This is a genomic window from Delftia sp. ZNC0008 (assembly GCF_000799035.1).
Classification (GTDB): Bacteria; Pseudomonadota; Gammaproteobacteria; order Burkholderiales; family Burkholderiaceae_C; genus Comamonas; species Comamonas tsuruhatensis.
In genome coordinates this window covers 1-11,675 of sequence record NZ_JTKZ01000188.1, presented here as the reverse complement: position 1 = coordinate 11,675, position 11,675 = coordinate 1, and the positions used below count along the sequence as shown (strand labels likewise).

The 11,675-nt window shown below is 68.6% G+C and carries 11 protein-coding genes and 1 pseudogene; 7 read left to right on the top strand and 5 right to left on the bottom strand.

Translation table 11 applies throughout. From position 1 onward, the window contains the following. The 3 genes and pseudogenes from L995_RS34200 to L995_RS06215 form a co-directional block, all read right to left on the bottom strand. Positions 1-398: pseudogene (locus L995_RS34200) on the bottom strand (hypothetical protein); the annotation flags it as partial. Then, on the bottom strand, positions 395-610 hold the full coding sequence (locus L995_RS06220; protein ID WP_013801570.1) for a helix-turn-helix domain-containing protein: 216 nt from the start codon (positions 608-610) through the stop codon (positions 395-397). The gene L995_RS06220 and the pseudogene L995_RS34200, both read right to left, overlap by 4 nt. 2 nt (positions 611-612) lie before the next feature. Further along, complete coding sequence (locus L995_RS06215; RefSeq protein ID WP_013801571.1) at positions 613-1,161, bottom strand: DUF2975 domain-containing protein; 549 nt, start codon at positions 1,159-1,161, stop codon at positions 613-615. 57 nt (positions 1,162-1,218) lie between these two features. On the opposite strand from L995_RS06215, the gene ybaK reads away from it, so the two are divergent. The 7 genes from ybaK (at position 1,219) to L995_RS06180 (ending at position 10,162) form a co-directional block, all read left to right on the top strand. Continuing rightward, on the top strand, positions 1,219-1,713 hold the full coding sequence (ybaK, locus tag L995_RS06210) for a Cys-tRNA(Pro) deacylase (RefSeq protein WP_012206589.1): 495 nt from the start codon (positions 1,219-1,221) through the stop codon (positions 1,711-1,713). A 168-nt stretch (positions 1,714-1,881) separates the two neighbouring features. Next, positions 1,882-2,562 carry a glycerol-3-phosphate 1-O-acyltransferase PlsY gene (plsY, locus tag L995_RS06205; RefSeq protein WP_016451416.1) on the top strand — a complete coding sequence of 227 codons (681 nt, stop codon included), beginning with the start codon at positions 1,882-1,884 and terminating at the stop codon, positions 2,560-2,562. Between the two features lie 98 nt (positions 2,563-2,660). Then, the gene (locus L995_RS06200; protein ID WP_047470212.1) at positions 2,661-4,193 is read left to right on the top strand and encodes a DUF4178 domain-containing protein; all 1,533 of its coding nucleotides are present in this window, start codon (positions 2,661-2,663) and stop codon (positions 4,191-4,193) included. Between the two features lie 18 nt (positions 4,194-4,211). After that, positions 4,212-4,430 carry a DUF350 domain-containing protein gene (locus L995_RS06195; RefSeq protein ID WP_013801574.1) on the top strand — a complete coding sequence of 73 codons (219 nt, stop codon included), beginning with the start codon at positions 4,212-4,214 and terminating at the stop codon, positions 4,428-4,430. A 189-nt stretch (positions 4,431-4,619) separates the two neighbouring features. Continuing rightward, positions 4,620-6,791 carry a TonB-dependent receptor gene (locus L995_RS06190; RefSeq protein ID WP_047470209.1) on the top strand — a complete coding sequence of 724 codons (2,172 nt, stop codon included), beginning with the start codon at positions 4,620-4,622 and terminating at the stop codon, positions 6,789-6,791. Between the two features lie 87 nt (positions 6,792-6,878). Beyond that, the gene (locus L995_RS06185; protein ID WP_047470206.1) at positions 6,879-8,423 is read left to right on the top strand and encodes a polyamine aminopropyltransferase; all 1,545 of its coding nucleotides are present in this window, start codon (positions 6,879-6,881) and stop codon (positions 8,421-8,423) included. After that, complete coding sequence (locus L995_RS06180) at positions 8,402-10,162, top strand: FAD-dependent oxidoreductase (RefSeq protein WP_052195757.1); 1,761 nt, start codon at positions 8,402-8,404, stop codon at positions 10,160-10,162. The genes L995_RS06185 and L995_RS06180 overlap by 22 nt, the downstream gene beginning before the upstream one ends. 45 nt (positions 10,163-10,207) lie before the next feature. Here L995_RS06180 and L995_RS06175 read toward each other — a convergent pair whose 3' ends face one another. After that, entirely contained in the window at positions 10,208-11,197 is a 990-nt protein-coding gene (locus L995_RS06175) for an HD-GYP domain-containing protein (protein WP_016451420.1), read from the bottom strand. A gap of 40 nt (positions 11,198-11,237) precedes the next feature. After that, on the bottom strand, positions 11,238-11,675 hold a 438-nt coding region (locus L995_RS06170), incomplete at its 5' end, for a retropepsin-like aspartic protease family protein (RefSeq protein ID WP_047470199.1).

Below are 11,675 nucleotides of genomic sequence, written 5' to 3'. Positions count from 1 at the left end.
AGGCGGCCCATGGCCCTGGCGCTGCGCGCGGCGTCCGGAGCGGCCTCGGTGTCGGCGGGCACAGGCGCTTGCGGCGCGGCGGCTGTTGCGGCTTCCTCCATCGCCTTTGCAGCCCCTGCGCCTTGCCTTGATGGCGGTGCGACGGCGGCGGTGTCCGGCCGTCGCGTAGGCGCGGGCGCAGGCGCCGGTCCGGGCCGGGCAGCCGCTGGAGCAGGAGAGGGGGCCGGCGTCGGCGTGGAAGTCGGCGTCTCGACCCAGACCACCTGAAGGCGGTGCGCCTCAGCCTGCCCGGTGCCGGGCCGCGCATTGTCCGGGGCCAGACCCTGCCACAGCAGCGCCCCATGCAGCAGCAGCGACAGCAGCAGGCCCGCGATCAGCCGCAGCCGCCCGCTGCTCAAGCCTCGGGCCCTGCCACCCATTCCAGCAGGTCACCGGGCTGGCACTGGAGCGCCTCGCAGATGCGCTCCAGCGTGTCGAAGCGCACGCCGCGCACCTTGCCGCTCTTGAGCAGGGAAATATTCTGTTCGGTGATGCCGACCATCTCGGCCAGTTCGCGCGAGCGCATCTTGCGGCGCGCCAGCATCACATCGAGGTGGACGATGATGGGCATGCTCAGACGAATCCCGCGTTCTCGTCGGCGATGCGCCGCGCCTGCAGCATCACATGGGCGATGGAGACCAGCACCACGCCGAGCAGGACCAGCAGGCCATCGTGCCAGTACAGGCCCAGCGTGACGAAGCGCTGCCCTGGCGGATTGCCCATGCTGGCGGCCACCGACATCAGCGCGCGCGTGAAGGGCAGGGCCAGCGCGCCCGCCAGCACCGTCCAGGCAAAGCGCATCAGGGCGTGCTGCGCCTGCTGGCCGAAGACACGGCCCTGCAGATACTCGCCGAACAGTGTCCACAACTGGCGCAGCGCATACAGGCCGCAGCCCACGGGCAGCAGGCTGACCAGTGCGGTGCGCCAGCGCGCAGCCATGTCCAGCGGCTGGCCGGGCGGCATGCCCAGCAGGCCTTCCGCCTGGCCCGAAAGATCTTGCGGCGACAGCAGGGCGGCTGCCGGCAGGGCCAGCAGCGCGACGGCACCGAGCGCAATCAGGATGCGCGCCGCCTGGGAGTGGCGCCTCAGGGCGTTGCCCGCGGCGTGGGGCGTATAGTTCATGGCACAGCCTTGTATTGATGAATCGATAAAAAATTATTGTAAAACGATAAAAAATTCATGTCCAAGAAAAACTCTCATGTCAGCGAGACACCGGCCACGCAGCTGCTGCGCGCCCACAAGGTGGAGTTCACCGAGCATCCCTATGAGTACCTGGAACACGGCGGCACCGAGCACAGCGCGGCCAGCCTGGGCCTGGACGAGCACATGGTGGTCAAGACCCTGGTGATGCAGGACCAGGACGCCAGGCCGCTGATCGTGCTCATGCACGGCGACTGCAAGGTCTCCACCAAGAACCTGGCGCGGCAGATCGGCGCCAAGAGCGTGGAGCCCTGCAAGCCCGAAGTCGCCAACCGCCACAGCGGCTACCTGGTCGGCGGCACCTCGCCCTTCGGCACGCGCCGCGACATGCCGGTCTATATCGAAGAGAGCATCCTGGCGCTGCCGCGCATCGCCATCAACGGCGGGCGCCGGGGCTTTCTGGTGCAGCTGGACCCGCAGGTCTGCGTGCAGCTGCTGGATGCACGGCCCGTGCACTGCGCGCTGGCAGAATAGATGCCCTGAAGAAATGAACACGACTTGCGCCCACGGGAAGGCGGCCGCCGCCTCCACCGGGTTCGCGCAGGTCCTGATGAAAAACATGTGTCGGCGATCAGGGAGGGCGGGCCATCAGGGCCGGCCGGATCGCGCGCCGGCGCTCCACAGACCGGCCAAGGACTTCAATTGAACGCGCTCTACCCCCTTCTCGCCACCGTGGCGGCCTACCTGATCGGCTCGCTGTCGTTCGCCGTCATCGTCAGCCGGGCCATGGGCCTGAATGATCCGCGCACCTATGGCAGCGGCAACCCCGGCGCCACCAATGTGCTGCGCTCCGGCAGCAAGGCGGCAGCGGCCGTCACCCTGCTGCTGGACGCCGCCAAGGGCTGGCTGCCCGTGGCCCTGGTGCAATGGTTCGGCAGCCGCTTCGGCATGGGAGATGGCACGGTGGCCATGGTGGCGCTGGCTGCCTTCCTGGGCCACCTGTACCCGGTGTTCTTCCGCTTCAAGGGCGGCAAGGGCGTGGCTACGGCCCTGGGCGTGCTGCTGGGCATCAGCGTCTGGCTGGGCCTGGCGGTGGCGCTGACCTGGCTGATCATTGCCGTGTTCTTCCGCTATTCCTCGCTGGCGGCCCTGGTGGCCTCCGTGTTCGCCCCCGTCTACTACCTGCTGTGCAGTGGCGTGGTCTGGTATGCCGAGACGCCGATTGCCGCCGCCATCGTCGCCATGGCGGCCCTGCTGATCTGGCGCCACCGCGAGAACATCCAGCGCCTGATGGCCGGCAAGGAATCCAGGCTGGGCAGCAAGAAGGCCGACCCGGCAGCCGCCGCGGCCAAGCCCGGCACGGCCAAAGGCAAGCCGCATTGAACGCCGCCGCCGCGCTGCGCTCCACGGGCGCAGCTTGCGTGAATGGCGTGGCCGGCCAGCCGCGCTCCAGGCCCTCTCACCACTGACGACCTTCCCACATGGCATCGAGTCCATCGCAGCGCGTCTATCGCGCACCTTGCCCCGGCTGCGGCGCGCCCGTGGAATTTTCCAGCGCCCAGGCCAGCTACGCCGTCTGCGAGTTCTGCCGCAGCACCGTGGTGCGCCAGGGCGATGTGCTGCAGCGCCGCGGCTCCATGGCCGAGGTCTTCGAGGACTACAGCCCCCTGCGCATCGGCGCCACGGGCCAGATGCTGCGCAACGGCAAGCCCGAGCACTTCACCCTGGTCGGCCGGCTGCAGCTCAAGAGCGAGGCGGGCGCCTGGAGCGAATGGGTGGCCGCGTTCAGCGATGGTGCGCTGGGCTTTCTGAGCGAGGACAACGGCCAGTTCGTCTGGTCCTGGCCCTGGGAGGCCGAGGCCCTGCGCAACGGGCCGTTCAAGGCCTCCGACTGGCTGCTGGGCTCGCAGCGCGTGCTAGGCGGCAAGAGCTTCACGGTCAGCAGCGTGCAGAACGCGCGGCTGGTATCGGCCCAGGGCGAGCTGGCGCAGCTGCCCGAGCCCGGCACGCCGTACCGGCTGGTGGAGCTGCGCAGCGAGCAGGGCCAGGTGCTGTCCGTGGACTTCTCCGTCCAGCCGCCCGCGCTGAGCCTGGGCGAACGCGTGGTGCTGGACGACCTCAGGATGCAGGGGCTGCGCGACGGCACCTCGCTCAAGGGTGAGCAGGGCCGGCACTTCAACTGCCCCAAGTGCGGCGCCGTGGTGCCCGTGCGCTTTTCCACCACCAAGAGCCTGAGCTGCCCCAGTTGCGGGTCGCTGGTGGACCTGAGCCAGGGCATTGGCAAGGAATTGGCCTATGCGGAACAGAACGAGCCCGTGCGCCCGGCCATCCCGCTGGGCAGCAAGGGTGTGCTGGAAGGCCAGCAATGGCAGGTAGTGGGCTTTCAGCACCGCATGGGCCAGGAGCCTGGCGACGACGAGAGCTTTGGCTGGGAGGAGTACCTGCTGTTCAACCAGAAGGCCGGCTTCGCATTCCTGGTCGATTCCTCCGATGGCTGGAGCATGGCCCGCGTGACCACGGGCGTGCCCAAGCTCTCCAAGAACCGCAGCACGGCCAAGTACATGGGCCGGCAGTACCAGCTTGAATCGCGCTACACGGCCGAGACCACCTACGCCCTGGGCGAGTTCTACTGGCCCGTGCAGCGCGGCCAGACCACGCGCAATGTGGACTATGTGAGCGCAGGCGCGCAGAACAAGGCCTTTCTGGCCAGCGAGACCGAGAACGGCGAGACCACCTGGTCGCATGGCAGCGCCGTCTCGGCCACCACGCTGGCCACGGCCTTCGGCCTCAAGCAGCTGCGGGACCGCTCGCAGGTCGGCGTGATGTCGGGCAGCCGCTTCGGCCTTTGGACCATCGTCATCGGCGTGGTCATCCTGTGGCTGGTGTTCGTCATGCTGCGCGGCTGCATGACGCGCCCGAACTGCAACCCGAACACCGATCCCAACTGCAACAGCTACACCCGCAGCAGCGGCGGCTCCTGGGGTGGCTACACCTCGGGCGGCAGCCACAAGTAAACAACGGAGAAACTGATCATGAACTTCGACTGGTTCAACCCCGCCGCCTTCTTCGGCTCGATCCTCTATGCGCTGGTGGGCGTGGTGGTATTCTGGCTGTGCTTCATCATCATCGACAAGATCACGCCCGTGGACATGTGGGCCGAGATCGTCGAGAAGCACAACAAGGCGCTGGCCATGGTGGTGGCCGCCATGTGCCTGGGCATCAGCATCATCGTCGCTGCCGCCATCCACTGAACGGGGCCGCCTGGCCCCCCTGCACTCCCCATCTCCCGCCGACACGCAGCCCGCCTGAAAAGGTGCGGCTGCGCTGCGCATGGCGGCGTTGCTGCGTCGCAACAAATTCCTTGTTGATAGTGAGTTTGCAAATGATATTCGTTTGCATTCTAAATAGAATCGCCCCCTTCATTCGAAGAGAGGGTTTCCATGACAGACCATCAAGCCGCCCGCAGGGCAAGGCTTTCAGCGGGTGTGACCGCTGGCATCATCACCACCGCGCTGGCGGGCGCGGTCCATGCCCAGGAGGCCGCTCCAGCCGTTTCAGCCGATCCGGCCCAGGCACAGACGCAGACACAGACGCAGACGCAGACGCAGCCTCAACAGGCCCACACCCTGCCCACGCTGCAGGTCAACGCCTCCCAGTACGACCCTGACGATGTGCGCCCCGAAGGCGTGACCACGGCGACCAAGACCTATCTGGCGCCCAAGGACATCCCGCAGACCATCGACACGCTGGAGGTCAACAAGTACAAGAGCTACGGCATCAACGACCTGGCCACCATGCTGGACGGCGTACCGGGCGTGAACACCAGCTACGACATGCGTGGCGAGGGCGTGTACATCCGCGGCTTCAAGGCCGACGAGAGCGACATCTACCGCGACGGCGTGCGCGAAAGCGGCCAGGTGCGCCGCAGCACGGCCAATGTGGAGCGCATCGAGGTCCTCAAGGGACCGGCCTCGGTGCTCTATGGCCGCAGCGCGGGCGGCGGCGTGGTCAACATGGTGAGCAAGCAGGCGCGCTTCGACGCCAAGAGCAGCATCACGCTGCGCGGCGGCTCCTGGGACAACGTGGGCGGCACCATCGACATCAACCGCGTGCTCAACGAGAACGTGGCCGTGCGCCTGACGGCCGACCGCGAGCAGGCCCACAGCTTCCGCGAAGGCATACGCAACCGCAACGAGATGGTCTCGCCCAGCATCCTGGTGGACACCCGCACGGGATGGCGCTGGACCGGCCAGTACACCTATGACAACGTCTGGCGCGTGCCCGATCGCGGCCCGGTCTATGACCAGTTGCCAGCCGGCGTTTCCATCCGCAAGGGCTTCGCGGCACCGGGCGACTACGTGGAAGATCGCCTGCGCGTGCTGCGCTCCGACCTGTCCTATGACTTCAACAACCGCTGGAGTCTGCGCTGGGTGGCCAGCAAGCGCGAGGCCAGCCAGGACTTCGACCACTATTTCGCCGGTACCTACCGCGCCGCGACCGGCAAGATCACGCCCAACTACGCCTGGCAGCAGACCCGCAACACCACGCTGTCCAACACGCTGGACCTGACGGGCAAGTTCAGCACGGGCAGCATCAAGCACGACCTGCTGGTGGGCCTGGAGGCCAGCGAGGAAGAGCGCGCGCCGCGCGTCGGCCAGCCCGGCAGCACCTTCTCCTACGATCCGTTCCAGCCCATCGTCTGGCCCAGCCGTCCGGTGCAGGGCAAGCCGACCCAGGACAACTATCACAAGGGCAAGGGCCAGGCGCTGTACATGCAGGACCTGGTCAGCCTGACCGAGCAGTGGAAGCTGCTGCTGGGCCTGCGCTACGACAGCTATGACTTCCAGAGCACCAACAAGATCGCCAACCTCACGCGCAAGACCGACGGCAACGGCTTCAGCCCGCGCGTGGGCGTGGTGTGGCAGCCGGTGCGCGAGCACAGCTTCTATGCGTCCTGGAACAAGAGCTACTCGCCCTATGGCGGCCGCGGCATCCTGACCGTGGAAACCGCCGTGGGCGCGGTGCCGGACGACGAGCCCCAGTACTCGCGCCAGTCCGAGGTCGGCGTCAAGAGCGACTGGCTGGGCGGCGCGCTGTCCACCCAGGTCTCCGTCTACCAGCTGGAGAAGTACAACATCCGCTACCGCCCCGATCCCGAGAATGATCCCTACACCTGGGCCATCCGGGGCAAGGACCGTTCGCGCGGCATTGAGTTCAGCGCGGCCGGCCGCGTTGCCGGTTCCTGGTATGTGCGCGGCGGCGTCGCCTTCATGCAGGCCAAGGTGGCTGAAGACGCGCAAAACCCCGCCAACGTGGGCCTGTACCTGCGTGACACGGCCAAGCGCAACGGCAACCTGTTCCTGCGCTATGCGCCCAAGGGACCCTGGTATGGCGAAGTCGGCGTGACCTACACGGGCAGCCGCTTCACCAACGCCGCCAACACGGCCATCCTGCCCGGCTACTCGCGCTGGGATGCGCTGGTGGGCTGGCGCCAGGACGCCTGGACCGTGACCGTGGCCCTGTCCAACCTGTTCGACAAGCAGTACTGGCGCTCCAGCTCCATGCCGGGCGCACCGCGCAGCGTGCTGGTCAGCGCCAACTACCAGTTCTGACGGAACCCCCAGGAGGCGCGCGGCGCCTTCTTCCGTTGCACGGCGCCTCTCGCGCACACGGGGGGCGCATCGCGCACAATACCGGCCGTGCAAACCTCAGCCCCTCTTGCCGGCGCGCAGCCGGCGCGCCCCATCGACATCGCCCTGCTGGTCAGCGTTTTCGTGATCGCGGCCTGCGGCCTGCTCTATGAGTTGGCTGCGGGCGCGCTGGCTTCCTATCTGCTGGGCGACTCGGTCCTGCAGTTCTCCACCATCATCGGCAGCTACCTGTTCGCCATGGGCATAGGCTCCTGGCTGTCGCGCTATTTCGAGGACCACCTGCCTGCGCACTTTCTGCGCATCGAGCTGATGGTGGCCCTGATCGGCGGTGCGTTGCCGGCCACGCTGTTCATTGCCAATGCCTACGCGCCCGGCGCGTTCCGGTTCCTGCTGTACGGCATGGTGCTGGTGGTGGGAACGCTGGTGGGGCTGGAGATTCCGCTGGTGATGCGCATCCTCAAGCGCAATGTGACGCTCAAGGACCTGGTGTCCCAGGTGCTGACCTTCGACTACCTGGGGGCGCTGGCCGTGTCGCTGGCATTTCCGCTGCTGCTGGTGCCCAAGCTGGGCCTGGTGCGCACGGGGCTGCTGTTCGGCTTCATGAACGCGGCGGTGGCGGTGTGGGCACTGCTGCTGTTTCGCCATGAACTGCGGCGCCCGCGCGCCCATGCCCTGGCCTGCGCGGCCGTGCTGGCCCTGCTGGGCACGGGCATCTGGGGCGCCGACCATCTGACGCGCCTGGCCGACGACCATTTCTACCAGGACCGCATCGTGCTCTCCAGCAGCTCGCCCTACCAGCGCATCGTGGTGACGCAGGGGCGCCAGGGCGCGCGGCTGTACCTCAACGGCAACCTGCAGTTCGCGCAAGGCGACGAGTACCGCTACCACGAGGCCCTGGTCCACCCCGTGATGGCCGCGCATGGCGCGCCCAAGCGCGTGGCCGTGCTGGGCGGCGGCGACGGCATGGCCGTGCGCGAGGTGCTCAAGTACCCCTCGGTGGAGTCGGTCACCCTGGTGGAACTGGACCCGGCCATAACCGACCTGTTCAAGGACAACGCCATGCTGCGCCGGCTCAACGGCGATGCGCTCAGCGATGCGCGCGTGCGCATCGTCAACACCGATGCCTTCCACTGGCTGCAGCAGGACCAGGACACCTTCGACGTCGTCATCGTCGATTTCCCCGACCCGACCAATTTCGCCATCGGCAAGCTGTTCACCAACAGCTTCTATGCCTTGCTGGACAAGCGCCTGGCCGCCAGCGGCTATGCCGTGGTGCAGACCACCTCGCCCCTGATCGCGCGCAAGAGCTACTGGACCGTGGTGCAGACCATCGAATCCATCGGCCTGCAGGCCACGCCCTACCACGCCCATGTGCCCAGCTTTGGCGAGTGGGGCTTCGTCATCGCCAGCCACCGGCCCTGGCGCGAGCCCGATGCGCTGCCTGCGGGCCTGCGCTTTCTGAGCGCGCAGACCATGGCGCTGATGTTCGACTTTCCGCTGGACATGGCGCGTGTGCCGGCCGAGGTCAACCGCCTGTCCAACCAGGTGCTGGTCAATACCTACGAACGCGAATGGGGCAGGGTGGAGCGTTGAGCCCCGACCGCCCGTCTTTGTGGAGCCGGCGCCAATGGCTGCAGGGCCTGGCCGGCGGTGCGGCCGCAGGCCTGGCCGGCTGCACGCCAACGCCGCCTCGTCTGGAAGACCTGCCTGGTGGCTTCAGCGGCGTGGCGCTGGAGCGCGGCCATGCCTTGCGCGCATTCTGGCAGCGATTGGGCCAGGGCCTGGCGCTGCCGGCGCCGGCCGTGGTGCACCGTGCCAACGTGGTGATCGCCGGTGGCGGCATGGCGGGCCTGGCGGCTGCGCGGGCGCTGGAGCTGTCGGGGGTGCAGGGTGTGGCACTGCTGGACACGCAGCCGGCCATGGGCGGAAACAGCCAGGGCGGCAGCATGTCCGGGCTGGCCTGTCCTTTGGGCGCCCACTATCTGCCCTTGCCTGGCGACGATGCATCCGAGGTCCAGGACTGGCTCGAGGCCCTGGGCCTGCGCCAGCGCCGCGCGGGCCGCTGGCAGTACGACGAGCGCCATCTGTGCCACAGCCCGCAGGAGCGCCTGTTCTGGCAGGGCGCCTGGCATGAGGGCCTGCTGCCCGTCGATGGCGTGGCGCCGCGCACGCTGGAGCAGTACGAACTCTTTGCGCGCAGCGTGGCCCAGGAGATGGACAGGGCGCCCTTTGCCATGCCGTCCATCCGTGTCTGGCAGCGCCAGGGCCGGCTGCCCGCCGCCCATGCCGCGCTGGACGGCCAGACCATGCAGGCCTGGCTGGTCCAGCAGGGCATCGATGATGCGCAACTGATCTGGTATCTGGAGTACTGCTGCCGCGACGACTTTGGCGCGGGCCTGGCGCGCGTGTCGGCCTGGGCGGGCCTGCACTATTTCGCCAGCCGCCACGGCTTCTCGGCCCCGCGCCGCCAGGATGAGCGCACGCCCGAAGACGCGGGTGATGCCGTGCTGACCTGGCCCCAGGGCAATGGCTGGCTGTCGCAGCAACTGGTGGCCGGGCTGGGCTCCACCGACCTGCAGACGGATTGCAGCGTGCTATCCATTGCCGAGAGTGCCGATGGCGTGGAGATCGACGTCTACCACCACGGCCGCCAGCAGCACGAGCGCTGGCTGGCCGCGCGCTGCGTGGTGGCCCTGCCCAGCTTCATCGCGACACGCGTGGTGCGCGATGCACCGGACTTCCTGCGCGCGGTGGCCGGCCGGCTGGACTGGGCGCCCTGGCTGGTGGCCAACATCCATCTGCAGCGGCCGCTGGCCGACCGGCCCGGCGCCGATCCGGCCTGGGACAACGTGCTCTTTGCCGATCCGAATGCGGGCGGCCTGGGCTATGTGGACGCGGGCCACCAGGGCCTGGACCGGCTCACGCCCCGGCCCACGGTGCTCAGCTACTACCAGGCGCTGGGCGACTGGCCTGACGGGCGCGCCCAACTGCTGGGCCAGCCCTTCGGCTTCTGGCGGGACCGCATCGTCGGCAGCCTGCTCGTCCCCCATCCCGACCTGCTGCACAAGGCCACGCGCATGGAGATCACGCGCTACGGCCACGCCATGGCCATACCCCGGCCCGGTGACCAGCAGCTGCTCAGCCAGGTGGCGCTGCAGTCGCTGCACCGGGGGCGCAGCGCGCTGTGCGCCGGCGAGCGCGTGGCCCTGCTGCCCACGCCGGGCACGCGCCGCCTGTGGTTCGCACATTCCGACTGGGCCGGCTACTCGGTATTGGAGGAGGCCTTCACGCGTGGCCACCATGCGGGCCTGTGGGCTGGCGCGCGGACCTGACACGGGCCGCGGCGCCGGTGTCGCGCGCTTCAGGCGCCAGATCGGTCAGACAGGCCCGGGCATCTGCACCATGCGGTACAGCGACTGGCTGCCGCGTGCGGCCAGCACGCCCAGCTGGGCCAGCGTGCGCGGGTCCAGCTCCAGCGTGATGGCGGCGCGCGCCAGTGCCGAGCGGATGCGGGGGCCGTCCTCGCCTTCATGGATGACGGGCGGATACAGGCTCGCGCCGTCGGCGCCGATCACGCTGGCCACCAGCGGCGGCTGCGGCGGCTCGCCACGGCGCAGCACCACGGCGATGTCACCGTTGTCCAGCCGCACATAGGTGCCCGGCGGGCACAGGCCCACGGCGCGCACCAGCGCGAAGCCCACCTCGTCGGAGTAGCGCTGCTGCTGGGTGAGCGCGCGCAGCGACTCGGCGGCGCTGCGGCCTTCGCGTGACTTGCGCGGGCTGATCAGGGCGGCGTAGCGGTCCACCGTGCCCAGGATGCGGACCAGCCGCTGCACGGGCGCCAGCGTGGACAGCGGCTGCTGCGGCACGGCCTCGTGGTGGTGGCCCACCAGCTCCAGCCACAGCGCATCGTTGACGAACAGCCGCGCCAGCAGGGCCTGGCTGTGCAGCGGGTGGCGCTGTACGGCCTGCTGCTGGGCGGGGGTCAGCGGCTCGCGCTGCAGCGCCAGTTCGTCCTGCAGCGCGTTCATGCCGATGTTCATGGTCAGTGCGCCATACACCAGGGTGCGGTGTTCGGACTCGTCCAGGCGCAGCTCGCGCGCCAGCACATGGCACAGGCAGGCGCAGACCAGGGCATGGGAGGCGCTGTAGCCCACGGTGGACGAGCAGGCGCGCTGGAACATCAGGTACAGCGCGGCATCGCTGTCGTGGGCGATCAGCTCCTGCAGCCACAGGTCGATCTGCTGCAGCTTGACCAGGAAGCCCTGCACCTGCAGCGGCGCGGACAGCAGCACGGACAGTGCGGCCTCCAGGTCGGACCACAGGCCCAGCAGGTCTTCGTAGGAATCGTCGGGGCGTCGGCTCATCGTTGGCGGGGTGCGGGAAGCGGGGCGCATGCAGGCCGCATCAGCGCCGCTCCAGCACCATCTCGCTGCCCTGGCGGGTCATCTGGACGTGGGCAAGAAAGCTGTTGCCCAGCAGCACATAGGGCATGGGAAGAGGGGCGACCACGGCGTCCACACCGAAGACCTCGACATCGCCCACGCGCACCGAATCCAGCCGCAGGCGCCAGCCCTGGGCATCGCCGTTGGCGGTGCGCATCATCACCGGCTGGCCCTTGAGAAAGGGCAGGCCCATGCGTTCGGCGTCGGACCGGCCGATGGCGACCGAGCTGGCGCCCGTGTCCACCATGTAGACCATGGTCTTGCCATTGATCTGGCCGCGTTCGATGAAGTGCCCCCGGTTGTCGGCCTTGAGCACCACGCGCCGGCCGAGCGCGGGATCGCCCGCCGCCGCGCCCCGGCCGCCCAGGCTGATGGGCGCCTCGCCCAGGCGCAATGTCTG

Excerpts from the sequence above, each read along its gene's own strand:
- L995_RS06200 (WP_047470212.1), top strand. The coding sequence starts at position 2,661 with ATGGCATCGAGTCCATCGCAGCGCGTCTATCGCGCACCTTGCCCCGGC.
- L995_RS06215 (WP_013801571.1), bottom strand. The coding sequence starts at position 1,161 with ATGAACTATACGCCCCACGCCGCGGGCAACGCCCTGAGGCGCCACTCC.
- L995_RS06195 (WP_013801574.1), top strand. The coding sequence starts at position 4,212 with ATGAACTTCGACTGGTTCAACCCCGCCGCCTTCTTCGGCTCGATCCTC.
- ybaK (WP_012206589.1), top strand. The coding sequence starts at position 1,219 with ATGTCCAAGAAAAACTCTCATGTCAGCGAGACACCGGCCACGCAGCTG.
- L995_RS06190 (WP_047470209.1), top strand. The coding sequence starts at position 4,620 with ATGACAGACCATCAAGCCGCCCGCAGGGCAAGGCTTTCAGCGGGTGTG.
- L995_RS06180 (WP_052195757.1), top strand. The coding sequence starts at position 8,402 with ATGGGGCAGGGTGGAGCGTTGAGCCCCGACCGCCCGTCTTTGTGGAGC.
- L995_RS06220 (WP_013801570.1), bottom strand. The coding sequence starts at position 610 with ATGCCCATCATCGTCCACCTCGATGTGATGCTGGCGCGCCGCAAGATG.
- L995_RS06175 (WP_016451420.1), bottom strand. The coding sequence starts at position 11,197 with ATGAGCCGACGCCCCGACGATTCCTACGAAGACCTGCTGGGCCTGTGG.